At 69.5% G+C, this 25675-nt stretch carries 24 protein-coding genes, 1 tRNA gene and 1 pseudogene; 16 read left to right on the forward strand and 10 right to left on the reverse strand.

Translation table 11 applies throughout. The annotated features are described in order from the left end of the window. The 8 genes from BIV04_RS06510 to BIV04_RS06545 form a co-directional block, all read left to right on the forward strand. The coding region (locus tag BIV04_RS06510) for a pyridoxal-phosphate dependent enzyme (protein ID WP_143048588.1) at positions 1–702 on the forward strand (702 nt) is incomplete at its 5' end. 91 nt (positions 703–793) lie between these two features. Beyond that, the gene (locus BIV04_RS06515; RefSeq protein ID WP_071255240.1) at positions 794–1948 is read left to right on the forward strand and encodes a cystathionine gamma-synthase; all 1155 of its coding nucleotides are present in this window, start codon (positions 794–796) and stop codon (positions 1946–1948) included. A 118-nt stretch (positions 1949–2066) separates the two neighbouring features. Next, positions 2067–3446 carry an MFS transporter gene (locus BIV04_RS06520; RefSeq protein ID WP_071255241.1) on the forward strand — a complete coding sequence of 460 codons (1380 nt, stop codon included), beginning with the start codon at positions 2067–2069 and terminating at the stop codon, positions 3444–3446. 167 nt (positions 3447–3613) lie between these two features. Then, the gene (locus tag BIV04_RS06525) at positions 3614–4633 is read left to right on the forward strand and encodes a LacI family DNA-binding transcriptional regulator (RefSeq protein ID WP_235477471.1); all 1020 of its coding nucleotides are present in this window, start codon (positions 3614–3616) and stop codon (positions 4631–4633) included. 334 nt (positions 4634–4967) lie between these two features. After that, positions 4968–6518, forward strand: coding sequence for a multiple monosaccharide ABC transporter ATP-binding protein (gene mmsA / locus BIV04_RS06530; protein ID WP_071255242.1), 1551 nt, complete (start codon positions 4968–4970; stop codon positions 6516–6518). Continuing rightward, a complete protein-coding gene (gene mmsB / locus BIV04_RS06535; RefSeq protein WP_071255244.1) occupies positions 6515–7882 on the forward strand; it encodes a multiple monosaccharide ABC transporter permease in 1368 nt (455 codons plus the stop codon). Before mmsA ends, mmsB begins: the two co-directional genes overlap by 4 nt. Before the next feature lie 109 nt (positions 7883–7991). Beyond that, a complete protein-coding gene (locus BIV04_RS06540; protein ID WP_055971380.1) occupies positions 7992–9089 on the forward strand; it encodes a sugar-binding protein in 1098 nt (365 codons plus the stop codon). 92 nt (positions 9090–9181) lie between these two features. Then, on the forward strand, positions 9182–9739 hold the full coding sequence (locus BIV04_RS06545; protein WP_071255245.1) for an MOSC domain-containing protein: 558 nt from the start codon (positions 9182–9184) through the stop codon (positions 9737–9739). 46 nt (positions 9740–9785) lie between these two features. Here the strand turns inward: BIV04_RS06545 and BIV04_RS06550 are convergent, their stop codons facing one another. After that, a complete protein-coding gene (locus tag BIV04_RS06550; protein WP_071255247.1) occupies positions 9786–10352 on the reverse strand; it encodes a TetR/AcrR family transcriptional regulator in 567 nt (188 codons plus the stop codon). A gap of 315 nt (positions 10353–10667) precedes the next feature. On the opposite strand from BIV04_RS06550, the gene BIV04_RS06555 reads away from it, so the two are divergent. The 3 genes from BIV04_RS06555 (at position 10668) to BIV04_RS06565 (ending at position 14897) form a co-directional block, all read left to right on the forward strand. Continuing rightward, positions 10668–11897 carry a multidrug effflux MFS transporter gene (locus BIV04_RS06555; protein ID WP_071255248.1) on the forward strand — a complete coding sequence of 410 codons (1230 nt, stop codon included), beginning with the start codon at positions 10668–10670 and terminating at the stop codon, positions 11895–11897. A 110-nt stretch (positions 11898–12007) separates the two neighbouring features. Next, positions 12008–12718 carry a phosphatase PAP2 family protein gene (locus tag BIV04_RS06560; protein WP_071255249.1) on the forward strand — a complete coding sequence of 237 codons (711 nt, stop codon included), beginning with the start codon at positions 12008–12010 and terminating at the stop codon, positions 12716–12718. A gap of 115 nt (positions 12719–12833) precedes the next feature. After that, on the forward strand, positions 12834–14897 hold the full coding sequence (locus BIV04_RS06565; RefSeq protein ID WP_071255251.1) for a helicase HerA-like domain-containing protein: 2064 nt from the start codon (positions 12834–12836) through the stop codon (positions 14895–14897). Positions 14898–14939: 42 nt separating this feature from the next. On the opposite strand, the gene BIV04_RS06570 is transcribed toward BIV04_RS06565, so the two are convergent. From BIV04_RS06570 to BIV04_RS06580, 3 genes are all read right to left on the reverse strand, one after another. Beyond that, positions 14940–15578: a hypothetical protein gene (locus tag BIV04_RS06570; protein WP_071255252.1), complete on the reverse strand. Its 639-nt coding sequence runs from the start codon at positions 15576–15578 to the stop codon at positions 14940–14942. A gap of 158 nt (positions 15579–15736) precedes the next feature. After that, on the reverse strand, positions 15737–16117 hold the full coding sequence (locus tag BIV04_RS06575) for an RNA-binding S4 domain-containing protein (protein WP_043592898.1): 381 nt from the start codon (positions 16115–16117) through the stop codon (positions 15737–15739). Between the two features lie 50 nt (positions 16118–16167). Next, complete coding sequence (locus BIV04_RS06580; protein WP_071255254.1) at positions 16168–16692, reverse strand: YbaK/EbsC family protein; 525 nt, start codon at positions 16690–16692, stop codon at positions 16168–16170. Positions 16693–16812: 120 nt separating this feature from the next. Here BIV04_RS06580 and BIV04_RS06585 point away from each other — a divergent pair. Together BIV04_RS06585 and BIV04_RS16725 are read left to right on the forward strand one after the other, a co-directional pair. Beyond that, a tRNA-Ser gene (locus tag BIV04_RS06585) sits at positions 16813–16897 on the forward strand. 568 nt (positions 16898–17465) lie between these two features. Beyond that, entirely contained in the window at positions 17466–17606 is a 141-nt protein-coding gene (locus BIV04_RS16725) for a recombinase family protein (RefSeq protein ID WP_143048583.1), read from the forward strand. Between the two features lie 194 nt (positions 17607–17800). On the opposite strand, the gene BIV04_RS16425 is transcribed toward BIV04_RS16725, so the two are convergent. Beyond that, complete coding sequence (locus tag BIV04_RS16425; protein WP_083396205.1) at positions 17801–18847, reverse strand: DUF4062 domain-containing protein; 1047 nt, start codon at positions 18845–18847, stop codon at positions 17801–17803. A 152-nt stretch (positions 18848–18999) separates the two neighbouring features. Here BIV04_RS16425 and BIV04_RS06590 point away from each other — a divergent pair. After that, positions 19000–19464: pseudogene (locus BIV04_RS06590) on the forward strand (GrpB family protein); the annotation flags it as partial. 87 nt (positions 19465–19551) lie between these two features. Here the strand turns inward: BIV04_RS06590 and BIV04_RS06595 are convergent. The 5 genes from BIV04_RS06595 to BIV04_RS06615 form a co-directional block, all read right to left on the reverse strand. Beyond that, positions 19552–19809, reverse strand: coding sequence for a hypothetical protein (locus tag BIV04_RS06595; protein ID WP_071255257.1), 258 nt, complete (start codon positions 19807–19809; stop codon positions 19552–19554). Beyond that, positions 19806–20216, reverse strand: coding sequence for a hypothetical protein (locus BIV04_RS06600; RefSeq protein ID WP_071255259.1), 411 nt, complete (start codon positions 20214–20216; stop codon positions 19806–19808). The genes BIV04_RS06595 and BIV04_RS06600 overlap by 4 nt, the downstream gene beginning before the upstream one ends. A 462-nt stretch (positions 20217–20678) precedes the next feature. Next, entirely contained in the window at positions 20679–21449 is a 771-nt protein-coding gene (locus tag BIV04_RS06605; protein WP_071255260.1) for a glucose 1-dehydrogenase, read from the reverse strand. 68 nt (positions 21450–21517) lie between these two features. Next, the gene (locus tag BIV04_RS06610; RefSeq protein ID WP_083396207.1) at positions 21518–22750 is read right to left on the reverse strand and encodes an MFS transporter; all 1233 of its coding nucleotides are present in this window, start codon (positions 22748–22750) and stop codon (positions 21518–21520) included. A 119-nt stretch (positions 22751–22869) separates the two neighbouring features. Next, positions 22870–23757: a helix-turn-helix transcriptional regulator gene (locus BIV04_RS06615; RefSeq protein ID WP_071255261.1), complete on the reverse strand. Its 888-nt coding sequence runs from the start codon at positions 23755–23757 to the stop codon at positions 22870–22872. 225 nt (positions 23758–23982) lie between these two features. Between BIV04_RS06615 and BIV04_RS06620 the strand changes: the two genes are divergently transcribed. Then, complete coding sequence (locus BIV04_RS06620; RefSeq protein WP_083396208.1) at positions 23983–25017, forward strand: alcohol dehydrogenase catalytic domain-containing protein; 1035 nt, start codon at positions 23983–23985, stop codon at positions 25015–25017. Between the two features lie 23 nt (positions 25018–25040). After that, positions 25041–25652, forward strand: a complete 612-nt coding sequence (locus BIV04_RS06625; protein WP_177174776.1) for a cyclophilin-like fold protein — start codon at positions 25041–25043, stop codon at positions 25650–25652. Positions 25653–25675: the final 23 nt, after the last annotated feature.

Here is a 25675-nt window from a genome sequence, read left to right on the forward strand (position 1 = left end):
CTGCTCGAGGGCGTCGGCGAGGACTTCTGGCCGGCCGCCTACGACCCCTCGGTCGTCGACCGCATCATCGCCGCGGACGACGCCCGTTCGTTCGAACTGACCCGACGCCTCGCCCGCGAGGAGGGCCTGCTCGTCGGGGGGTCGTCGGGCCTCGCCGTCGCGGCCGCCCTCGACGTCGCCCGCGAGCTCGGCCCCGACGCCGTCGTCGTCGCCCTGCTGCCCGACAGCGGGCGCGGCTACCTCGGCAAGATCTTCAACGACGCGTGGATGCGCTCGTACGGCTTCGGCGTCAGCCACGACGAGCGGTCGGTCCGCGACCTGATCGCGTCGAAGACGGGGCAGCTGCCCGACCTCGTGCACGCGCACCCGTCCGACACCGTCCACGACGTGATCGGCATCATGAAGACCTACGGCGTCTCGCAGATGCCCGTGCTCTCGGCCGAGCCCCCGGTCGTCATCGGCGAGGTCGTCGGCGCCATCGAAGAGAAGGCGCTGCTTGAGGCGATCTTCCGCGGTGGCGCGACCATGGGCGACGCCGTCTCGGGGTACCTCGGCGACCCGCTGCCGTTGATCGGCGTGAACGAGCCCGTCTCGGCGGCCCGGTCCGCGCTCGAGTCGGTCGACGCCCTGCTCGTCACCGACGACGGCCGCCCGGTCGGCGTCGTCACCCGCCAGGACGTCCTCTCCTTCCTCTCCTCCTGAGCGGCCGGGTCGGCACCGTGATCCGGTGACCCGGCCCGCGCCTCCTCGTCCCCACCGTCTGCTCCACCCGTCCCCCTCGAAAGGACACCCCATGACCCACGGTTTCTCGACCCGGGCGATCCACGCCGGCCAGGAGTTCGACCCCACCACCGGTGCCGTCGTCCCCCCGATCTACCAGTCGTCCACCTTCGTGCAGGACGGCATCGGCGGGTTCCGCGGCGGCTACGAGTACGCCCGGTCGGCGAACCCGACGCGCGACTCGCTGCAGACCCTGCTCGCCGACCTCGAGGGCGGCACCGCCGCGTTCAGCTTCGCCTCGGGGCTGTCGGCCGAGGACGCTCTGCTGCGCTCGGTCCTGGCACCGGGAACGCGCATCGTCATGGGCAACGACGTGTACGGCGGCACGCACCGCCTCGTCAACCGGGTCTGGGTGCCCTGGGGAGTCACGCTCGACACGGTCGAGATGAGCGACCTCGATGCCGTTCGCGCAGCCGTCGAGGCCGCACCGACGGCCGTGCTCTGGGTCGAGACGCCCAGCAACCCGCTGATGAAGATCAGCGACATCGCGGCGCTCGCCGAGATCGGGCACGCGGCCGGAGCCGTCGTCGTCGTCGACAACACCTTCGCGTCGCCGTACCTGCAGCAGCCCCTGGCGCTCGGAGCCGACGCGGTCGTGCACTCGACGACGAAGTACATCGGCGGTCACTCGGACGTCGTCGGCGGGGCCGCGGTCGTGCGCGACGACGAGCTCGCCGCGAAGGTCGGCTTCGTCCAGTTCGGCGTCGGTGCCGTGTCGGCCCCCATGGAGGCCTGGCTCACGGTGCGCGGCATCAAGACGCTCGGCGTGCGCGTCGACCGCCACTCGTCGAACGCGCTGGCGATCGCCCACGCACTCGAGGGGCACCCGGCCGTCGAGCGCGTCTACTACCCGGGGCTCGAGTCGCACCCGGGGCACGAGCTCGCCGCCCGGCAGATGCGGGCGTTCGGCGGCATGCTCTCGGTGCAGTTGACCGCCGGTGCCGCGGCGGCCCGGAGGTTCGCCGAGTCGACCGAGCTGTTCCAGCTGGCCGAGTCCCTCGGCGGCGTCGAGTCGCTGATCGGCTACCCGAGCGAGATGACCCATGCCTCGGTGCGCGGCACCGAGCTCGAGGTGCCCGACTCGATCGTGCGCCTGTCGGTCGGCATCGAGGACGTCGACGACCTGCTCGGCGACGTCACGCAGGCGCTCTCGCGCCTCGACGGCTAGGCGTCCGGGCGAGACGACCCGAGGAGGCGCGGTGCGGGGGAGTCCCGCACCGCGCCTCCTCGTCCCGTCCGGTCCTGCGCCGTCGCGCCGTGTCGGCGGCTCGGCCTAGGCTCGTCGCATGACCGACGCCGCCGTGAGCACCCGCCCCGAGGGCGTGCTCAGCGGTCGGTACCGGCTCGCCACGCTGGGCATGTGCGCCTTGATCGGCATCGCGGCGTTCGAGTCGCTCGCGGTCACGACGATCATGCCGATCATCAGCCGCGAGCTCGACGGCGAGGCGCTCTACTCGCTCAGCTTCGCCGCGCCCCTCGCCTCGGGGCTGGTCGGCATGGTGGTGGCCGGCAACTGGGCCGACCGCAGCGGGCCCCGGGTCGTCGTCATCGCGTCGATGTTGCTGTTCGCCGTCGGGCTGCTCGTCGTCGGCACCGCGCCCGACATGGTCGTGCTCCTGCTCGGCCGCCTGGTGCAGGGCGTCGGCTCGGGCGCGGTCATCGTCGGCCTCTACGTCATGGTCGCCCGGCTCTACCCGCCGGGCCTGCACCCGTCGATCTTCGCGGGCTTCGCCGCGGCCTGGGTCGTGCCGGGGCTCGTCGGGCCGCTCGTCGCCGGCGTCGTGGCCGAGACGGTGGGCTGGCACTGGGTCTTCCTCGGGGCGTTCGTGCTGGCCGTGCCCGCCTTCGTCATGATCCTGCCGAGCCTTCGTCGGGTGCCCCCGCCCGAGGTGGCCGACGGCGGGCAGCGCGTCGCCTGGAGCATCGGGCGCATCGCGTGGTCGGTCGGCGCCGCCCTCGGCGTGCTGGCCCTCAACCTGGTGTCCGAGTTACCGACATGGCTCACCGTCGTCGTCATCGTCGTGGCGGTCGTCGTGCTCGCCGTCGCCCTGCGACCGTTGCTGCCGCGAGGCACCCTGACGGCCGCCCCCGGGCTGCCGACCCTCGTGTTGCTGCGCGGTCTCGTCGGTGCGGCGTTCCTCGGCAGCGAGGTCTACATCCCGTACATGCTCTCGGCCGAATACGACTTCAGCGCCTCGGCCTCGGGCGTCACCCTGACCCTCGGGGCGCTCGGCTGGGCGTTCGCCAGCTGGGTGCAGGGACGGCTCGGCGACCGGGTGGCCCAGCGCGACGGCATCCGCATCGGCATCGTCCTGGTGCTGCTCGGCGTCGTCGTCGCCGCGTTGACCCCCCTGTTCCACCTGCCACCGGTCTTCCTCATCGCGACCTGGGCCGTCGCCGGGTTCGGCATGGGGTTCATGTACCCGCGCTTCTCGGTGCTCGTCCTCGCCCTGTCGACCGACTCCGAGCGCGGGTTCAACAGCTCGGCGCTGACGATCGCCGACTCCACCGGCTCGGCCGTCGCGCTGGCCCTGACCGGGGCCGCCTTCGGGCTGCTCGGCGGGGCGTCCAGCCCGATCGCCTTCGTGGCCTGCTTCGCGGTCGGCACGGGCGTGGCGGTGCTCGCGCTCGCCCTCAGCGGTCGTGCGGTGCCCCGGGGTCGGTGACCGCGCCTCCTGCCCGCCGATCGCGTCGGCGCTCCGCCGACGGTCGCTCGTCATGACGCGTCGGTGACCCCCGGACGGGACGTCGGCGGCCTCCGGGGAATGCATAATGGTCTCCGGACGACGATGTGTACGGTCACATCACCCGGTCACGAAGCGATGGAGCGACGGTGAAGCCTGACATCGACAAGGTGCGTGCTCCCAACATCCGCGACGTGGCCGCCCTCGCAGGGGTCTCGTACCAGACCGTCTCGCGCGTGCTCAACGACAGCCCGAGCATCCGGCCGAGCACCCGGCAGAAGGTGCTCGACGTCATCGACGAGATCGGCTACCGGCCGAACCAGGCCGCTCGGGCCCTGGTCACCAGCCGGTCGAAGGCCATCGGCGTGCTCACCCTGCAGAACGTCCACTTCGGGCCGCAGACGATCGTCAACGCCATCGAGGGAGAGGCCCGGACAGCCGGCTACCGGTTGAGCATCGCCAGCACGACCACGGCGTCCGACGACGTCCGCGCCAGCCTGCAGCTGCTGACCAACCAGGCGGTCGAGGCCATCATCGTCATCGCGCCGCAACGCAAGTTCTTCGACGTGATCGACGAGCTCGACCTCGACGTGCCCATCGTCGCGCTCGACTCGACGCAGCGAGCCCGGGCGCACAGCCTCTCGGTCGACCAGTTCGAGGGGGCGCGTCTCGCCACCCGGCACCTGATCGACCTCGGCCACCGGCACATCGTGCACGTCGCCGGTCCGCAGGACTGGATCGAGGCCGACGAGCGCATGCAGGGCTTCCTCTTCGAGATGGGCGAGGCCGAGCTGTCCATCGAGCCGCCGATCCTCGGCGACCTGACCGCCGACTTCGGCTACACGGCCGGGCAAGAGCTCTTGCGTCGCCGCGACTTCACCGCCGTGTTCTCGGCCAACGACCTGATGGCGGTGGGGCTGCTGCACGCCTTCCGCGAGGCCGACGTCGACGTGCCGCGCGAGGTCAGCGTCGTGGGCTTCGACGACTCACCGACCGCGCCGCACCTCTGGCCGCCGCTCACGACCGTGCGTCAGGACTTCGCCCTGATCGGTCGGCGCGCCGTCGAGCTGGTCGTCGCCGAGCTCGAGGGCGGCACGGTCGTCGACCGCACGTTGATCCCCCCGGAACTCGTGGTGCGCGGGTCGACCTCGCGTCCCTGGTTCCTCTGACCGGCCCCGCGCCACACGGCGAGACGGGCCGTCAGGAGGCGCGGCGAGCGTCGGTCCGGCCGGGTTCGATAACGGATCGGCATCGGCATTTGACAGCACCCCCTCTCGGGATTAGCTTTGCTCCAGTCGCAGTGTGAACGGTCACATTCGGCGGGTCCGGCCCCTTTCGCCAGGCTCGACGAACGGCCCGGCACGGCGGCGACGAATCACAGGAAGCCCGTCGGTGCACATCACCGGCGGACGACGACGAGGTCGAAGGTCGAGGACGACGTGCCCAGTGCCGTGACGCAGAGCGAGCAGCTCGCGAGCAGCCACATCCCCGGGGGTGCCCCGCATGGGCGTTGACTCTCCCGTCATCCTCGAGATGCGCTCCATCACGAAGGAGTTCCCGGGCGTCAAGGCGCTCGACGACGTGTCGATGCAGGTCCGCGCCGGTGAGGTGCACGCCATCTGCGGCGAGAACGGCGCCGGCAAGTCGACGCTGATGAAGGTCCTGTCGGGCGTCTACCCCTTCGGCACCTACACGGGCGACATCGTCTACCAGGGCGCCGAGATGCGCTTCCGCGACATCCGCTCGAGCGAGTCGCAGGGCATCGTGATCATCCACCAAGAGCTGGCGCTGATCCCCGAGCTCTCGATCACCGAGAACATCTTCCTCGGCAACGAGCCGACCCGCTTCGGGGCCATCGACTGGCGCGCGGCCAAGACGAAGGCGATCGACCTGCTCGCCCGCGTGGGCCTCAAGGACGACCCCGACACCGCCATCAAGAACCTCGGCGTCGGCAAGCAGCAGCTCGTCGAGATCGCCAAGGCGCTGAACAAGAACGTCAAGCTGCTGATCCTCGACGAGCCGACCGCCGCCCTGAACGAGGCCGACTCGCAGCACCTGCTCGACCTGATCCGCGGCCTCAAGGGTCGTGGCATCTCGTCGATCATGATCAGCCACAAGCTCAACGAGATCGAGGCCATCGCCGACTCGATCACGATCATCCGTGACGGCAAGACCATCGAGACGCTCGACGTGAAAGAGGACGGCGTCAACGAGGACCGCATCATCCGCGGCATGGTCGGCCGCAACCTGGCCAGCCGGTTCCCCGACCGCACGCCGAAGATCGGCGAGGTCTTCTTCGAGGTGAAGGACTGGTGGGTGCGCCACCCGCAGACCGCCGAACGCTTCGTCTGCAAGGGCTCCAACATCACCGTCCGCAAGGGCGAGATCGTCGGCCTGGCCGGCCTGATGGGCGCCGGTCGCACCGAGCTCGCGATGAGCATCTTCGGTCGCTCGTACGGTCAGTTCGTCTCGGGCGAGATCGTCAAGGACGGCAAGAAGATCGAGATCAAGAACGTCTCGGACGCGATCGACAACGGCCTCGCCTACGTGTCCGAAGACCGCAAGGTGCTCGGGCTCAACCTGCTCGACGACATCAAGCGCTCGACGGTCGCGGCCAAGCTGACCAAGATCTCGAAGGCGTCCGTGGTCAACACGTACGAAGAGCACTCGATCGCCGAGGACTACCGCAAGAGCCTGCGCGTCAAGACCCCCACGGTCGACGAGGGCGTCGCCAAGCTGTCGGGCGGCAACCAGCAGAAGGTCGTCCTGGCGAAGTGGATGTTCACCGACCCCGACCTGCTCATCCTCGACGAGCCCACGCGAGGCATCGACGTGGGCGCCAAGTTCGAGATCTACAACATCATCAACCAGCTCGCGGCGCAGGGCAAAGGCGTGATCGTCATCTCGTCCGAGCTGCCCGAGCTGCTGGGGCTCTCCGATCGCATCTACACGATCTTCGAGGGCACCGTCACGAACGAGATCGAGGCCTCCGAGGCCGACGCCGAGACGCTCATGCGAACCATGACCTCGAAGAAGAAGGAGCAAGCCGCATGAGTGGCATCAAAGACCTGAAGAAGGTGTTCGGCGGCAACACGTCGAACGCGCGCCAGTTCGGCATGATCGCGACGCTCGTCGTGGCCATCCTGATCTTCCAGGTGCTGACCGACGGGCTCACCCTGCAGCCCACGAACCTCATCGCCCTGGTCAGCCAGTACTCGTACATCCTGATCCTCGCCATCGGCATGGTCATGGTCATCGTGGCCGGCCACATCGACCTCTCGGTCGGTTCGGTCGCCGCCTTCAGCGGCATCGTCGTCGCCAAGGCGATGGACAGCTGGGGCCTGCCCTGGGGGGCCGCGATCCTGCTCGGCCTCGTCGTCGGTGTCGTCATCGGCGCCTGGCAGGGCTTCTGGGTCGCCTACGTCGGCGTCCCCGCCTTCATCGTGACGCTGGCCGGCATGCTGCTCTTCCGCGGTGCCAACCAGTTCGTGGGCAACGCCGACACCATCCCCGTGCCCGAGGGCTTCACCGTCATCGGTGCCGGTTACCTGCCCGAGTTCGGTCCGAACACCGGCTACAACAACGCCACCCTGTTGCTCGGCCTCGTCATCATCGTCGCCGTGGTCTACAACGAGTTCCGCCTGCGCCGCATCCAGCAGAAGATGGGCTCCGAGCGGGCGCCCCTCTGGGTCAGCGCCGTCAAGCTCGTCGTGCTGGTCGCGATCATCGCCTACGCGGCCACGCTGTTCGCCGGGGGTCGCGTCGGCACGTCCTTCCCGATCTCGGGCATCATCCTCGGCGTGCTCGTCCTGGTCTACGGCTTCGTGACGCAGAACACGATCTTCGGTCGCCACATCTACGCGGTCGGTGGCAACTCGCACGCCGCCGAGCTCTCGGGCGTCAAGGCGAAGCGCATCAACTTCTTCGTCATGATGAACATGTCCGTGCTCGCGGCCCTGGCCGGCATGATCTACGTCGCCCGTGCCGGTGCCTCCGGCCCGCAGGACGGCCTCAACTGGGAGCTCGACGCCATCGCCTCGGTCTTCATCGGTGGCGCGGCCGTCGCCGGCGGCATCGGCACCGTGACCGGTTCGATCGTCGGTGGTTTCGTCATCGCCGTGCTGAACAACGGCCTGCAGCTCATGGGCGTCGGCTCCGACAAGGTGCAGATGATCAAGGGCCTCGTGCTGCTGATCGCCGTCGCCGTCGACGTCTACAACAAGAGCCAGGGCCGTCCGTCCATCACCGGCTTCCTCACCCGGGGCCTGCGCCGCGACAAGAACGGCATCGCCGCCTCCGACCTGACGCCGGGCGCCCAGAGCGGTGTCGGCCGTGACGCCGAGACGACCGAGCCCGCCCTCACCCCGAACGGCGACATCTCGGACGTGCAGCGTCCCAAGGCCACCACGCCCAACTAGACCCACCACCCGCGCGCCCGTCCATCGACGGCCGGGCGCGCCTCCACCGGGAGTCCGCACCGCGGGCGACCACACGGCACCACCCTCACAACGAGAAAGTAGACACAGCATGCGCAAACTCGCGCTGACGACCTTCGCGGTCGCCGCAGCAACGACGCTGATCCTGAGCGGCTGCTCGAACTCGGCCCGCACCGACGCGGGTTCGGGCGACGCGGCCTCGGGCTTCGAGTCCGGTTCGACCATCGGCGTGGCCCTGCCCGCCAAGACGAGCGAGAACTGGGTCCTCGCCGGTGACCTGTTCACCAAGGACCTCACCGACGCCGGCTTCAAGCCCGACGTGCAGTACGCGGCCGCCAGCGGCACCGTCGCGAACCAGCAGGACGAGATCCAGTCCATGGTCACCAAGGGCGCCAAGGTCATCATCATCGGTGCCGCCGACGGTGGCCAGCTCGGCACCCAGGTCAAGGCCGCCCACGACGCCGGCGCCGTGGTCATCGCCTACGACCGCCTGATCCTCAACACCGAGGACGTCGACTACTACGTCGCGTACGACAACTTCAAGGTCGGCGAGCTCCAGGGTCAGGCCCTGCTCGACGGCATGGCCGCCAAGAAGGCCGAGGGCCCGTACAACATCGAGCTGTTCTCCGGCTCGTCCGACGACGCCAACTCGAAGGTCTTCTTCGACGGCGCGATGAGCGTCCTGCAGCCGAAGATCGACGACGGCACCCTCGTCGTCGCCTCGGGTCAGACCGACATCAAGCAGACGGCGACCGACGGCTGGAAGCCCGAGAACGCCCAGCGCCGCATGGACTCGCTGCTCACCAGCACCTACGGCTCCACCGAGCTCGACGGCGTCCTGAGCCCGAACGACACCCTGGCCCGCGCCATCATCACCTCGGTGAAGCAGGCCGGCAAGGACATCCCGGTCGTCACCGGTCAGGACTCCGAGGTCGAGTCGGTCAAGTCGATCATGGCCGGCGAGCAGTACTCCACCATCAACAAGGACACCCGCAACCTCGTGAAGCAGGCCGTCGCGATGGTCAGCTCGCTCAGCAAGGGCGACAAGGCCGAGACGAACGACGACAAGTCGTACGACAACGGCAGCAAGGTCGTCCCGGCCTACCTGCTGCCCCCGCAGATCGTGACCAAGGAGAACGCCGCCGAGGCGTACGCCAACGACACGACGCTCGAGCCGCTCACCAAGTAACACCCTCGCTGCCGTCCGGCAGCACCGGCACCGGCCGGGCACCCCGCGCGGGGTGCCCGGCCGTCGTCGTCGGTGGGCGGTATCGTGCGTCCGTGGACACCGATCGACGAGCGCAGGAGGCGCGGGCCGCGTCCGCGACGCCGGTCACGGTCGAGCTGCTGCTCGCGTCGCCCCGGTCCCGCTACGTCGGCCGCCCCGCCGACGGCCCGGCCCCGGCCCCGACCACGGGGCCCGAGTCGCACGACGCCGTCACCGTGCGCGCCCACCTCGGCATCGTGGGCGATCGTTACTTCAACGCCCCGGCGCACCGCGGGGCCTCGGTCACGCTCTTCGCGGCCGAGCAACTGGAGCACGTGGCCAGCGAGCTCGGCCTGCCCGGGGGCACGGTGCTCGACGCCGCCCTGACGCGGCGCAACGTGGTCGTCCGGGGCGTCGACGTCGATGCCCTCGTGGGGCACGAGTTCGACCTCGACACGGGCGACGGCCCGGTGTCGTTCCGGGCGAACCGTGCGGCGAACCCGTGCGCCTGGATGGACGCCGTCTTCGGCGCGGGGGCCTTCCGCGCCCTGCGAGGGCGCGGGGGAGTCCGGTGTGAACCGCTCACCGACGGAGTGCTGCGCGTGGGGCCGGGGCTGCTGCGCGCCTCCTAGGCGTCTCGGCGTCCGACCGGCTCGGCGCAGCCGGGACCGCGTCGGGTCAGCCCCACCAGGTGGGCAGCATGAGGTTCATGGTGTCGAGCAGGGCGCGCCGGCTCGTGCGCTTGCCGCCGAGCCAGGCCTCGACGGCGCCCACGAGCCCGTGTGCCAGATGACCGGCGGCGATGTGCACCGCGAGCCCCTCGGGCAGGCTGCCGGCGGGCAGGGTGCCGAGGTGCTGCACGCTGGACTCCTCGAAGTGGCGGGCCAGCGCCTGGTGGATCGAGGCGTCGAGCGGGTCGGGCAGGGCGAGGCGGTAGATCTCGCGGTAGCGCACGACGTGGTCGACGACCTTCTCCATCGCGCGACGCGTCGCATCGGAGCCGTCCGCCCGGCCCTCGAGGCGCAGCGCGTGGTCCTCGTCGCGGATCGCGTCGAGCTCGGGGGTGAGGACCGCGGTGAGCAAGCTGCCGGGCGAGGTCGCATGACTGTAGAACGTGGCGCGGTTGATGCCCGCGGCCCGGGTGACGTCGGCGACGGAGATGCTCGACACGGCGCGGGTCGAGGCGAGCTCGACGATCGCGGTGTGCAGCGCCTTGGTGGTCTGGACGATGCGCGCGTCGACCATGGACGTTCCTCCTCGAGTGCCCGCACGGGACCATCGCGTCCCGGGCTCGGTCGAGCCTAGACCGGGCCGGGGTGCCGCGCCGGCAAGGCGCGGGGGGCTGTCGCCCCGATGCGCGACCGGGATAGGCTGGGAAGCGACGGGTGTCGTGCACCGGCGCCGTCCTCCCACCCCCCTCGAACCATGTCGTGGTCGTGCGCGTCGGCGCGGTCGCATCGATTCGATCCGCGAGCCGTCCCTCTCGTCGGGGTCGCGCCTCCTCGTGGGCGTCGACCGTGACCACCCCACCGTGACCACCCCTCAGACAGGACCTGCCTCGTGACCACCGTCGTCCACCCGGGTGACTCCCTGACCCGCCGCCAGCGGCTCGTCTACGTCGTCGTGCTCGGCGCGCTCACCGCGCTCGGGCCGTTCACGATCGACCTCTACCTGCCGGCCTTTCCCCAGCTCAGCCGCGACTTCTCGGTCGACAGCGGGGTCATCCAGCTGACCCTGACGGCGACGACCATCGGGTTCGGCGTCGGGCAGTTGCTGGTCGGCCCGTGGAGCGACAAGGTCGGACGCCGCACGCCGTTGATCGTGGCGACCGCCGTGCACATCCTCGCCAGCATCGGTGCCGCCAGCGCGCCGACCATCGAGCTGCTCGCGGTGTTCCGGGTGCTGCAGGGCATGGGGGCCGCCGCCGGTGGCGTCGTCGCGATGGCGACCGTGCGCGACCTGTTCGGTGGGCTGCCGCTCGTGCGCATGCTGTCGCGCCTCGCCCTGGTGAACGGGCTCGCCCCCATCGTCGCGCCCGTGATCGGCTCGCAGCTGCTGGCCTTCACCAGCTGGCGTGGCATCTTCGTGTTCCTGGTGGCCTACGGCGCGTTCGTGATCATCGCCGCGATCTTCCTGATCGTCGAGACCCTGCCGCCCGCGCGCCGGCACGAGGCCGGGCACACGACCCTCGGGCAGCGCTACAAGGTGCTCTTCAGCGACCGGATATTCGTCGGCGTCGCCCTGATCGGGGCGATGGTCTTCTCGGGCCTGTTCTCGTACCTCTCGGCGTCGTCGTTCCTCTTCCAAGAGGTGTACGGGTTGAACGCCCAGCAGTACGGCTACCTGTTCGCGATCAACTCGCTCGGGATCGTCGCCGGCGTCCAGATCAGCTCGCGGCTGGCGCGCCGGTTCGGGCCGCAGTGGATACTGGCCTGCTCGACGATCGTGCTGCTGCTCGCGGCCGCGGCGATCGTCGTGCTCGACTCGCTCGGTGCGGGCCTCGTGGGCATCCTCGTGCCGTTGTGGTTCTTCATCGCGGCGTGCGGGTTCTCGTTCCCGCAGGTCCAGGTGCTGGGCCTCGCCAACCACGGGAAAGAGGCGGGCACGGCGGCCTCGCTGCTCGGCGCGCTGAACTTCGGCCTGGCGGGACTCATCTCGCCGGTGGTCGGGTTCCTCGGCATCGGCTCGGCCGTCCCGATGGGCAGCGTCATGGTCGCCACCTCGTGCGTGGCCATCGCGAGCCTCTGGCTGCTGGTGCGCCCGCGGACGGTGCCGGCGCTCGGTCGCTGACCCGCGCCTCCTGCTCGTCGGTCGCCGACCCGCGCGTCGCGGTCGTCGGTCGCCGACCTGCGCGTCGCGGTCGTCGGTCGCCGACCCGCGCCTCCCGGTACCGTCTGGGGATGCGCACCGACCCGCTCGCCCCGAAGCCCGCCTCCCCGTCCGAAGAACGGGTGGCCCGCCGTGTGCAGCGACGGTGGTGGGTGTTCAGTGCGCTCGGCGCCATCGGCGTCGTGCTGCTGCTGGGCGTCGTGATCACGGCCCGGGCGGGCGTCATCGGCGTCGACGAGCGCTTCATGGGCGAACTGGTCGAGCACCGCAGCCCGTTCTGGGACGTCCCCTCGTTGATCTTCAACTCGATCGGCGCCGGGGTGGTCGGCGTCTTCGTCGTGCCGCTGGGCGTCACCGCGGTGTTCCTGTTGCGCCGTCGCCCGTGGGCCGCGCTCTACTGGATCGCCGCCTGCGCGGTCAGCGCCGGGGTCGTCCAGGTCGTCAAGCACACCTTCGGCCGGGCCCGCCCCGAGGACATCCTCGTCGTGAGCGACTACGGCTCGTTCCCATCGGGGCACACGTCCAACGCCGCGACGCTGGCCGTCGTGCTCGGGGTGATCCTGCGACGCGTCTGGGTGTGGGTCGCCGGTGTCGTCTACACGGTGCTGATGCTGCTCAGCCGCACGTACCTCGGGGCGCACTGGCTGACCGACACGATCGGCGGACTGCTCATCGGCGCCGGGGTCGCGGTGGTGCTCTGGGCCCCGGTCGCGCACCGGCTGCTCGACGAGCAGGAGCGCGTGCGCGGTCGCGGTTGGATCTGGCAGGGTCGTCCCGCCTGACGCTGCCGGTCGAGCGGTCGATCACGGGCGAGTCCCGGCGAGACGGGCGCGCGGCACCGCCCAAAGTCGCCGAACTCGCCCGGACCGCGGCGCTCAGGATGCCTAGGCTGGCCGCATGACGGACGCGCTCGAGCAGGCCAGGGCGGAGGCCGCGGCTGCGGTCGCCGCCGCCGAGAAGGCGAAGCAGGACGCGGAGGCGGCACTCGCGCGGGCAGAGCGGCTCGCGACCGAGGCGGCTGCGTCCGGGGCCGAGCAGCCGGAGGCCGAGCAGGCAGGGGCCGAGCAGGCGGAGGCCGAGCAGGCCGGGGCCGAGCAGGCCGGGGCCGAGCAGGCCGGGGCCGGGCAGGCGGACGCCGAGCAGGCCGCCGCGGAGGCGGACGTGGCCGACGCCGCGGCCGATGCCGGGCTCACCGAACCCGAGCCGGTCGCGGGCACCCCGGTCGAGGGTCTCCCGACCCCGCCCGGTGGGCCGCTCGACGAGGCGGCGGTCGACGTGATCCGAGCGGGTTACGGCTTCGACGGTCCCGCCCTCGAGCTCGGCGCCCTCGTGAACGGCGAGGCGCGGGTCGACGTGCCCGTGCGCATCCCCTTGGCGATGCTCAACCGTCACGGCCTCGTGGCCGGGGCGACCGGTACGGGCAAGACCAAGACCCTGCAGGTGCTCGCCGAGCAGCTCTCGGCGGCCGGGGTCCCGGTGTTCGCGGCCGACGTCAAGGGCGACCTCTCGGGCATCGCGACGCCGGGCGAAGCGAGCGAGAAGCTGCTCGCCCGCACGCGGGGGATCGGCCAGGACTGGTCGCCGCAGGCCGCACCGACGGAGTACTTCGCCCTGGGCGGCAAGGGCACCGGCGTGCCGGTCCGCGCCACGGTCAGCGGTTTCGGGTCGCTGCTGCTCAGCAAGGTTCTCGGCCTCAACGACACGCAGGAGAGCAGCCTCGGCCTGGTGTTCCACTACGCCGAGCAGGCCGGTCTGCCGCTGCTCGACCTCGCCGACCTGCGGGCCGTGCTGACCTGGTTGACCAGCGACGAGGGCAAGGGCGAGCTCGAGGGTCTCGGCGGGCTGAGCAAGCAGACCGTCGGGGTCATCCTGCGCGAGCTGATCACCTTCGCCGACCGCGGGGCCGATGCGTTCTTCGGCGAGCCCGAGATCGACACGGCCGAGTTCCTCCGCACGGCCGACGACGGTCGCGGCGTCGTGAGCCTGCTCGAGGTGCCCGGGGTGCACGACCAGCCGGCGCTGTTCTCGACCTTCCTGATGTGGCTGCTCGCCGACCTCTACAACGACCTGCCGGAGGTGGGCGACCTCGACAAGCCGAAGCTCGTCTTCTTCTTCGACGAGGCGCACCTGCTGTTCGAGGACGCGTCGAAGGAGTTCCTGGCCCAGATCACGCAGACCGTGCGGCTCATCCGGTCGAAGGGCGTCGGCATCGTCTTCGTGACGCAGACCCCCAAGGACGTCCCCGGCGAGGTGCTCGCCCAGCTCGGCTCGCGTGTCCAGCACCAGCTGCGCGCCTTCACGCCCGACGACGCGAAGGCCCTCCGGGCGACGGTGTCGACGTACCCGACGAGCGACTACGACCTCGCCGAGGTGCTCACCACCCTGGCCACCGGGGAGGCGGTGGTCACGGTCATGAACGAGAAGGGGGCTCCCAGCCCGGTCGCGTGGACGCGCCTCCGCGCCCCGCGCGGCTCGATGTCGCCGACGCCCGCCGACGTCATGACGGCCGCCGTCGCGGCGTCACCCCTGATCGCCGCCTACGGGGCGTCGATCGACCGGGACTCGGCCCGCGAGATCCTGGCCCGCAAGCTCGAGGCCGCTGCGCTCGACCAGCGCGAGCGGACCGACGCCGCGGCTCGTCAGGCCACGATCGACGCCCAGCTGAAGGAGGCCGCGGCCCGCGAGAGGGCGGACGCGAAGGCGGTCACCGCCGCCGAACGCGAGCGGAAGGCCGCCCAGGCCGAGTACGAACGTCAGCAGAAGGAGTTCGAGCGGGCCGAGCGGGCGGCCGCGAAGGCCCGTGCCGGGCGTGGGGCGACGACCCGCGCCTCCTCGGGGTCCCGCTCGTCGCGGGCCGGGTCGACCGGGGGGTTGCTCGGCGAGGTCCTCGGATCGAGCGCCGGCAAGGCGGTCGTGCGCGAGGTCGTCAAGGGCATCTTCGGCACGCTGCGCCGGCGCTGATCCCCGAGCCGGCCCGGCCCGGCCCGCATCCGGCGGACGGGGTCAGGCGCCGCTGCCGAAGGCCTGGAAGAGCAGCACGAGGGTGCCGGTCGCCAGCGCGAACAGGCTTCCCGCGACGGTGGTGCCGATCCACGGGCGGCTCTCGTACCAGTAGGGGCTGTCGGGGTAGGCCGCGAAGAACTCGCGGCGAGTCAGCGGGCGGGGCAGGACGGTCGTCGGGATGCCGAGCGCGTCGACGACGGCGTCCACCGACGCCTCGGACCAGTAGGTGCCCCGCATGCGGAACAGGCGGCGTCCCTCGTCGTCGAGGGCGAGCAGCTGCGCGGCGGTCTCGGTCGAGTGGTCACGGTAGGTGCGGACGAGCACGAGCGAGTCGATCTCGTCGCGCCGCAACCGCACGAAGCCGGGCAACCAGCCGCGCTTGACGAACTCGGTGCGGGTGACGGCCGCGTACGACAGGCGGTAGCGCCAGTACATGAGCAGTCCCATGACCACGACGCCGCCGGTGACGGCCAGCACGCCGCCCTGATGGCCGGTCGGAAGGGTCAGCCAGAGCACCGCGATCAGCACGGGGGACAGGCTGAAGACGCCGGTGAGCGTGGCGCCCCGGGCGAGTTCTCGCCGCGGCCGCACGGTGACGGTGCCACGCTCGGTGGGCATCGCCGCGTCGGTCGTGCTCATGTCGTCCCCCAGGGTTCGGCGTGACCCCGAGTCCCCCGACCCGAGGCTGCTGCTGTCGGGGCAGCGCCGTGCCCTCAGCGTAGACGATGCGTTCGCACAGATACCGGATCGGTCCACCCCAGTGCGGGGAGCCCACGATCTGGGGAGTCGAGCAGGTGTCAGCTCTCGGCGCGGTCGCGGAGGCGCTCGATCTCGCGGCGATCGCGCTTGGTCGGCCGGCCGGCGCCGCGGTCGCGGACCGGCACGGCGGCGACCTCTTCACGCGGCGGTGGCGGGGGAGTGAGGTCGGTCAGGGCCTCGGCCGCGGCCGGTGCGCCGACGCGTTTCACGAGGCAGGTCTTGACGACGACGATGCGCTCGAAGCCCGCGATGCGTGCTCGGACCTCGTCGCCGGGCCGGACGGCCTGGGCGGCTTTCACGCGCTCGCCGTTGACCCGCACGTGACCGGCGCGGCAGGCGGCGTTGGCGGCCGAGCGGGTCTTGTAGAGCCGGACGGCCCAGAGCCAGGCGTCGACGCGGGCGGACGTGAGGGGCGGCATGCGTCGATGCTACGGGTGGCCGCCGGCGTCGACGACCGCGGAGGTCGGTCTCAGAGGTCGTCGGTGGCCACGCGCACCGGGGTGCCACCGGTCACGCGTACGAGTTCGTCGAACGTCGTGGCGAAGACCGTGTTGGCCGTGCCGGCGCTCGCCCAGAGCACGTCGTGTGCCTGCAGTGCGGTGTCGACGAGGGTCCGCACCGGGCTGGGGTGGCCGACCGGGGCGACGCCGCCGATCACCTGGCCGGTGGCGCGCTTCACCTGGTCGGCGTTCGCCCGCATGATCGGGCCGCGGCCGAGCGTCGACGCCACGAGGTCGGTGTCGACGCGGTGGGCGCCGCTGGTGAGCACGAGGAGGGCCTCGTCGCCGGTGCGGAACACCAGGCTGCTGGCGATGGCGCCCACCTCGCAGCCGAGGGCGGCGGCGGCCTGGGCAGCGGTGTGGGTGGACTCGTCGAACTCGCGGACCTCGCCCTCGGCTCCGGCGGCACGGAGGGCGGCGACGACGGTGCGGGCGCGCGGCGGCAGGGCGGCGGCGTCGAGGTGCTCCGAGGAGGGGCGGTGCGCGTCGGTCATGCCCCCGACGGTAGCCATGAGGGAGTCTCAAGCTCAGGAGCGACACGGGGCGTCCGCCGGGCCCCGCGGAGTCCGGTACGCTGGTCTCGGTCGTGCGCCGGTTCACCGTGTGCCCGCCCTGGAGGATTCGCCTAGTGGCCTATGGCGCACGCTTGGAAAGCGTGTTGGGTGCAAGCCCTCAGGGGTTCGAATCCCCTATCCTCCGCATCGAAATGGCTCTTCCCTTCGGGAAGGGCCATTTCTCGCTCTGTCTTCTTCTGGCGCCCTCCGGGTGCGTGCGGCGTCGCCGCGGGCGGCAGGCGTGACTTCGGGCGTGGTGGATCGTCGACTTCGATGCGGCTGCAGCCTCGTCGGCGGCCCGACACGGCGTCGCTCGCCGATGAGGGCGTCGCTCGCCGATGAGGGCGGCGCTCGCCGGCGCAGAGTGCCGCTGGTGAGCTGTCCGGCGTCGAACACGACCGACGCGCGGCCACCCCGACCGCGACCGCGACCGATCAGACGGCGAGGCGCTCGACGTCGTTCGAGCCAGGCCATGGCGCCTTCCCGTGCTGTCGGAGGCACCACCAGGAGACATGTTCACGAGCTCCTTCGTCAGGGGAATGCCTCTCCCGTTCTCTAGACCAGAAGGTGGCCCGACAGCCGGTCGTTCACCGGGACACCTTCTCGAGCGCGTCTCGGCCGACGAAGGTCTAGTGGCGCCTGGCCTGCGGATTCGCGTATGCCTGTCCCGCAAAATTGTCCGGTGATGGGGGTTTGAACGCTACAGTCGCTTCATGCTCATCGGCTACGCCCGCGTGTCAACGTCCGGACAGGATCTCGCAGCACAACGCGACGGTCTTGCAGCACTTGGTGTTAACGATCAACACGTGCATGTTGACCATCGGCTATCGCGACAGGCGGCCGGGCTACGTTGAGCGTGTGAACAAGGCATTCTCCGAAGTCGCCCTAGTCGACTCGCAACCGCTTTGGGTGAACCGGTTCGCCCGCACCGCGCACGAGCTGCGCTCCGTCTTCCCCGTCCGGGGCCCTTTTCCATTGCGAGCAACAGGTGCGACGGACTCAGCGAGCAGTTTCGGACTGTCGCCGAAGTTCGGGCATCACCTGCGTTTCAGTCAGACGCTTTCCGGAAGTCGGGATCGTGACTGACTGCTCGGAGCCCAACGAGATAGTCGTCTCCAGCCGGAGTTAGCTTCCAGTAGACGGCCTTGTCGCTGACGGTGCGTTTTTTGGTCCCCGTCTGAATGATTCGTAGGGCCCGCAGCTGAACAATGATTGAGCCCCAAGAGCTGTCTGAAATGGCTGCCGTTTGACTCGACCAGGTGGTCGTCCAAATCTCAGGACTTTCTTGTATGGACCGAAGCACATCGCTTTCCAGCGCATTCCGAATCAATGGTTCCGGTGCCTCATCAAGCATGAAAGGTCCGATTGCCTCGACAACCTCATTCCACGAATACGAAATATTTCCATCTTCGTAGTATGGTTTATAGCCTTCATACCCGCGATGGTTGACTTCAATCGCGATCTCTTCATCTCCGTGCGCAAAAGCTTTGTCAATCTCCGCCGCAGTGATAATCGATCCCTCGACATCTCGCTTTTCTTGCTGAGCGATCTGTGCACGAAGTTCCGCAATTTCCGCCCGCGTTTCCGGCGTCATAGCCTCGGTGCCTCTCACCCACCCGGGTCGCGGGTTGGTCTTTATAAGGTTGATCATGCCCCTTGTGACCTTAGATCCAAGATCCTCTGGAGACGACCACTCTTTAGTCATGCGATTCTGCACTTTGGCCTGAAACTCAGCTAATTTTTGAGCGGCGGCATCGTTTTTGTCTGTCTTTCCTGCCGGAATTGAGTCCGGATTGGCCGGCACAAAGCCCATAACCGGAATTCCGGCTTGCACGGCGTAGTCATATTCCTTCTCTGTGTAGCTGATTCCTTCCTCTGTTTCACTTCCATAACGGCCGCCAAGAACTACGAGGTAGTAGTCGCTAGCGTCGATGACACCCTGGATGAGGGTCCATTGGCTTTCATTACTCGCCGGGAACAACTCCATACCTGCTGGAAGACAGTCCATTTCCAGCAGCGCCTGCATGATTTCGCGACGCTCCTCTACGAGGTCTCGAAATGTTGAGCTAATGAATACTTGGTACCTGCGATCCATGCGCTCACGTTACCCTGACCCTGCGTATCTGCCAGATATCAGTGACGACGATGGGGCAGAGAGCTACGCAAGTCAGCTGCCTGTGAGGTAGTCGCGCCAGACGTCGACGAGCTGGTTGACGCGATCGACGTCGACGGACCAGGCAACAGTGCGGCCGTGGCGCCCAGGCGTCGATTGAGCATGTTGGGTCAACGAGCGTGCCCGGTTTGGCATCGAAGGACACAGTTGACCTCGCGGTGGGCGTTCCGAGCCTTTCTGACGCGCTTGACGACGGGCACATCGACCTCCTGCGCGCTCTGGGCTTCGAGTGCATCTCCGCCTCGTTCGTCGACGACCCCGATCACGCGTTCCTCCATCGCATCGGCGAGGACAGGAGAACTGATCACGTGCACGTGGTCAAGCTCGGATCCTCGGTCTGGGTCGACTACTTGCTGTTCAGGGACTACCTACGAGCGACGCCCGAAGCGCTTAGTCGGTACGAGCAAGCAAAGCGAGACCTCACAGCTCGCTACGCGAAGCAACGCGATCGATATGTGAGCGAGAAGCAGCCGATCGTCGAGGCGCTGCTGATCGAGGCGCGCTCCTGGCGATCGGGAGGATGCGGGGCGTCGCAGTAGGGGATCGCTGGCCGGTCATGATCTGCTTGGAGGCTGTCGAGACTGCCACAGTTCCCCCACCGTGGGCACCGCGGTCGAGGGCTCCGCTCACGGCCTATTGCGTCTGACTCTGGTCCATTTGTGCCACGGACCAAGCGACGGCGACTTAGAGCGGGGAGTCGTCGCGGTGGGCTGGTTGCCTCGGTTCTGCCAGGTGATGAACTCGCGGTGCAGAGCAGCACTGTCTTCGTAGATGCCCCGCGCGTCGTCCTGACCGATGTCGAGTCTGAGCTGGCGCCGCTGCACCCGGCTCAGGAAGTGTTGCTTGAAGGTCGCGAACTCGACGTCGATGGCACCCGAGGTCACGACGACAGCTCCACGGGCGCCCTTACCCGAGTGGCCGCGATCCGGTCACTGCCAGCACCAGCGATCACTGTGCCGTGGGGCTGGGAGTACTTCTTCGGGGCGAGGGTCGGGACGTCCCCGGCCTCGGTGGTGACGACGAGGCCGCGGGAGCTCTCGGCGGAGTCCGCCAACTCGCGCAACCACCGCTCGTTGATTGCAGGTACACGGCTGCCGTCGATCTTGAAGTAGATGAGCACTTGGGGATGCATCCAGATCGCGCTCCGGCCGGACCCGGCCTCAACACTGTCCTTCCAGGACATCAGGAACGCCTCGCCGCGGCGGAGCTTGTTGACGATGACGATCTGGAGGTGCGTGAGGGTGCGGTCGTCGACGACGACCACGAGCCCGTCGTAGCTGATGGAGCCCATGAGTGGTCCGTTCAGACCACCGAGATGAATGGGGCAACGCACCGTTTCCCGAGACACCCGGGGTCTGGGGATGCCTCATGAACATGCAATCAACGCTCGGTAGGCGCGACTCTATCCGCAAAGCAGCCCTGCGCAAGGGGCCTCGTCTGCGACTTCACGCCTCCGCTGCCCCAAAGGCCCGGTTGCATGAAAGCCTCCTCGATACCGGCCATCTGTTGGGCGATCAGGAACTCCACGGTGACCGATAGACGATGGTTCGCCGGTCGGGGCCTCACGACCGCAAATTTCTGGTTCTGGGGTCTTATCGGATGAATACTCGGAACAGCTCTGTCGCCCATGACGCGAGCGCGATGCCAACGGCGAGACGATCAGGGCGCCAGAGACGATGCAACTTATGCGGCCAGGGCGCCGACTCGGCTCGCTCGAGCCCGCCTAGACGAACCCCTCGTCCAGCGAGGGGCGTCAGCCGATCGTCTGGCCACCGTCGACGATAAGGGTGTGCCCGACGGCGAATCCGCCGTCGTCGGAGGTGAGCCAAAGGACAGCGGAAGCGATCTCGTCGGGCTTGCCGAGTCGGCCGATGGGCTCCTGGACGATGACATTGGCGTAGCCCTCGTCCGTGCCGCCGGTGAGGCGCTGGATCATCTCCGTGTCGATCATGCCGGGGGCGACGACGTTGACCCGGATGCCTTCGCCCACGACCTCGAGCGCCGTGGACTTGCTGAGGCCGATGACGGCGTGCTTGGCCGCCGCGTACGCCGCCTGTCCGGCGATGCCCATGACACCAGCACCTGATGAGGTGTTGACAATCGCACCGCCGCCCGAGGCCTTCATGTGCCGGATCTCGTGCTTCATACAGAGGTAGACGCCGTGCACGTCGACGGCCATGATGCGGCCGAACTCGGCGTCGTCGAGGTCGGCGGTGGGGGTCTGCGTCTGCTCGACACCCGCGTTGTTGAACGCGACATCCAGGCGGCCCCAGGTGGACACGACGTGGTCGAGGACGGCGACGACCTGTGAGGCGTCCGAGACGTCGAGGTCGACGGCGGTCGCGGTCCCTCCCGCCGCAGTGATCAACGACGCGGTCTCGTCGTGGCCCGCGCCCGGCAGGTCGGCGACCGCGACCCGGGCGCCTTCGGCGGCGTAAGCGAGGGCGGTGGCGCGGCCGATGCCGCCGGCGGCGCCGGTGACGAAGGCGACTTTGCCGGTGAAGCGGGGGGTCGTGATGCTCATGGAGTGCTCCTTGGTGACAGGCCCCTGTGTGACACGGGGCGTGAGGTGAATCAGGGGGAGGGAGGGGATCAGAGTCGCGCGGGGAACGCGTTCCGGCGGCCGACGATCGTGAGGCCGAAGGCGATGACGCCGAAGGCGATGACGCCGAAGACGATGAGGACGACGGGGAGGACCATGCCGTCGGTGCGGGTGAGAAGGCCGGCGCCGACGATGCCGGCGGCGAAGATGGCGACGTTGAACGCGACGGGCAGGAACGAGTTCGCCACGTCGGAGTTCTCGCCGCCCGCGGTGGTAAGGGCGGCCTGCAGCTGAGCCGCGGCACCGCCGAAGGTGAGCCCCCAGAAGACGGCTGCGATGAGCACGGCGGGTGCCGAGGCGTGCCCAACGAGGAGGACCACACCGACACCGACGAACAGGGCCAGGCTGCCGTGCAGCAAGGGCCTGGGGTGCCGGTCGAGCAGGGCGCCCGTGACGATGATGCCGCCGATCGAGGCGACACCGTAGACGAGCAGGGTGAGATCGACGCCGAGACCGGAACCACCGGCGCGAAGGTAAGGGGCCACGTAGGTGTACAGGGTGTTGTGGGCGATCATCCACGTCGCGATGACCGCGAGGATCAGGGCGATCCCGGGGATGCGGACGACGCGGACGAGGGGGAGGCGTGTCGCCGCCGGAGCCGGGGCGGCGTCGGAGACGACGGTGATCACGAGCACCAGGACGGCGACGCCGAGGAGGCTGAGGCCGCCGAACGACCACCGCCAGTCGAAGGTCGTGCCGATCCACGACCCGAGCGGGGTGCCGAATGCGAAGCCGACGGGTGCGCCGGCCGAGACGATGGCGAGTGAGCGGCCGGCTTGGTTCGCCGGGCTGATCCGTCGGCCGTAGGCGGCGAGCATGCCCCAGATCGTCCCGGAGAACGCGCCGGCGACGAAGCGGGCGACGAGGGCGACTGCCACGGTGGGGGCGAGGGCCGCGACGGCGTTGGCCAGGATCAGGCCGACGAGGGCGATCGCGAGCAGGGGCCGACGGCGCATGCCGCGGGTGAGCGAGATCGCGGGCACGGTGGCTACGACGGTGCCGAGGGCGTAGGCGCTGATCAGCAGCCCCACGGTGCCCTCGCCGGTGTCGAGCCCGGCGGCGATCTGTGGCAACAGCCCCGCGGGCATGGTCTTTATGGCGACGAGGATGAACCCGGTCGTCGCGAGGACGACGAGGGAGAACAGTGGGAGACGACCGACCTGCTCGCCAGGGCCCGCAGCGGGCGGCTGAACGGTCGGTACGGACGCGGTCGGCGTGGTCATCGTGATCCTTCCGGGCGCGGCGAGGCACGGCCGTGGGTCGAGGGGGTGAAGGAGGCGCACGGTCCAAGGGCGGGACGGTGCGGGATGCTCCGGGTCAGGTCAGGTCAGGTCAGCTCAGGTCAGGTCGCGGGCTCGGCCCGGCGGGCCCGTTCGACGATTCGTTCCGTGGCGGCCCAGGACGCAAGCAGCCGGAGTCCCTCGTCGGAACCGCTGCCGGGAGCGGCGGTGTAGACGGTCATCGAGTGGCCGGGGGAGTCCTGGAGGTCCATGGCGTTGAAGTCGAGCTCGAGCAGCCCGACCACCGGGTGCCGGAACTGCTTCGCGCCGGTGTAGTGACGCCGCACGTCGTGCGCGGCCCACCGGACGCGGAACTCATCACTCCTGATCGACAGCTCGCCGACCAGGGCGGCGATCCCCGCGTCGTGGGGGTCACGACCGGCGTCGCGTCGGAGGATGGCGACGTTGACGTTCGCAGCGCGCTCCCAGTCGGGGTAGAAGTCGTGCGCCCGCGGGTCGAGGAAGATGAACCGTGAGTGGTTCGCGGGGCGGAGCGAGCCGCGGTACATCTCGGAGTAGAGGGCGAAGCCGAGGTCGTTCGCGGCCACGAGGTCCATCCGGGTGTTGGTGATCATGGCCACCGCCCCGGTCATCGCGTCGAGCATGTGCTGGAGCGGGGAGTCGGTGATCTTCTGCTCGGCACTGGCCGATGGCCGACGACGGACGGGGGCAGCGGCGCGAGCGAGGTCGTAGAGGTGGTCTCGCTCGGCCTGGTCCATCTCGAGCGCGCGGGCGATGCTGTCGAGCACACTGTCGGAGACGCCGGCGAGGCTTCCCCGCTCCACCCGCGTGTAGTAGTCGACGCTGACGCCGGCGAGCCGGGCGAGCTCGTCACGGCGCAGCCCCGGCACCCTGCGACGACCGCCCGCGGTGACGACGCCGGTCATGTCCGGGGTCAATCCTGCACGGCGTGACGAGAGGAACTCGCGTACCTCGGCTCGGTTGTCCATGCCGTCACGCTACGACGGCCGTCGACGGCCAGCCAGGCCCTGCTAGGGCACGCCTAGGCGCTGCGGGCGGACCCTCGAGGGGGGCTCTCAGCGGGCCTGTCTAGCTGGGTGATGAACGCTTACGGTCTTCCACGAGAGGCCCCGGCGGCACAGAAGAGGTCTCCGGCTAGCCATCCCGAGGTCGCGTGCGCGCCTCACCCACCACAGAACCCGAGAAGGAGCGACATGAAGGCCACCCTCATGTACAAGTCCGGCGACGTCCGCGTCGTCGAGGTCCCCGAGCCCGTCATCCAGGAGCCCCACGAGGCACTCGTCCGGGTGACCCACGCCTGTGTCTGCGGCTCGGACCTGCACCCGTACCACGACCTCAAGGACACCCCCGAGGGGCGCCGCATGGGACACGAGGCCATCGGCGTCGTCGAGCAGATCGGCGACGACGTGACGACTCTCGCGGTCGGCGACACCGTCATCGTGCCCTTCGCGTGGTCCGACGGCACCTGTGCCTTCTGCCGGGACGGCATCACCACCTCGTGCGTCCACGGTGGCTTCTTCGACGGTGCCGCCTCGGCCACGCAGGCCGAGAAGCTCATCGTCCCCCAGGCCGACGGCACCGCTGTCACGATCCCCGCGGGCACGGACGAGTCGTTCATGCCCTCGATGCTCACCCTCTCCGACGTGTACCTGACCGGCTACCACGCCGCGATCCGCGGCGACGTCGGGCCCGGCAAGACCGTCACCGTCATCGGCGACGGTGCAGTCGGTCTCTCCGCTGTGCTGGCGGCGAAGCAGCTCGGTGCCGAGACGATCATCCTCATGGGCCGCCACACCGCCCGTACCGACCTCGGCCGCGAGTTCGGCGCCACCCACGTCGTCGCCGAGCGCGGCGACGACGGCGTCGCGAAGGTCATGGAGATCACCGGTGGCGAGGGGTCGCACGTCGTCCTTGAGGCCGTCGGCCACAGGCCCGCCTACGACCAGGCCGTCGGGATCGTCCGCGCCGGCGGCACCATCAGCCGCGTCGGCGTCCCCCAGTACGAGGAGGCGGCGGTCGGCATGGCCTCGCTGTTCGGCAAGAACGTCACCCTCACCGGCGGCCCTGCCACCGTGCGCGCCTACCTCGAGGCCGCGATCCCGCAGGTCCTCGACGGCACCATCGACCCGGGCCGTGTCTTCGACCGCGAGATGCCCCTCGACGACATCGCCGAGGCCTACCGCCTCATGGACGGCCGCCAGGCCCTCAAAGTCCTGATCCGCCCGTAGCCGACACGACGGGAACGTTCTCCATGGCCCTGCGCATCGCTCCACGTTGGCCGTCCGGCCGTCCCACTGCCTCACGGCGCGCGTCGACACTGCTCCTCCTCGCCGTCGGCGTCGGTGTCACCACCCTCGCCGCGTGCTCGACGTCGGCCGGCGACCCGGCCGACAGTGCCGATCCGTCCATCCCGTCGTCGTCGCCCGCCAGCGACAGCAGCCCGACATCGCGCCCCGAGAGCACCCCTTCGGAGACTCCCGTCCCCCGTGACGACGCGATCGTCGGGACGGTGGTCCGGTTCAGCGGAGGCGGGCGGACCGTCGACGTCACACTCGAGGAGGACAACCCGACCACACGCGACCTCCTCAGCCGCCTCCCCACCACCATCCGCTTCGAGGAGTTCGCCGGCCGGGAGAAGATCGGCTACCCCTCACCCGGGCTCACCGTCGAGGGCTCACCCGGCTCCGACCCTGAAGACGGCGACCTCATCTACTTCAGCCCCTGGGGCAACCTCGGGTTCTACTACGACGCGACCGGGATCGAGTACTCCGACGACACCATCCACCTCGGCAGCTACGACGCGACCCGCGACGAACTCGCGGACTTCGACGACACGGACGTGACCCTTGAGGTCCTGCCGTGATCATCACCGACACCTCGAGAGGT

It is taken from the genome of Frigoribacterium sp. MCBA15_019 (genome assembly GCF_001864945.1).
In the GTDB taxonomy this organism is placed as follows: Bacteria; Actinomycetota; Actinomycetes; order Actinomycetales; family Microbacteriaceae; genus Frigoribacterium.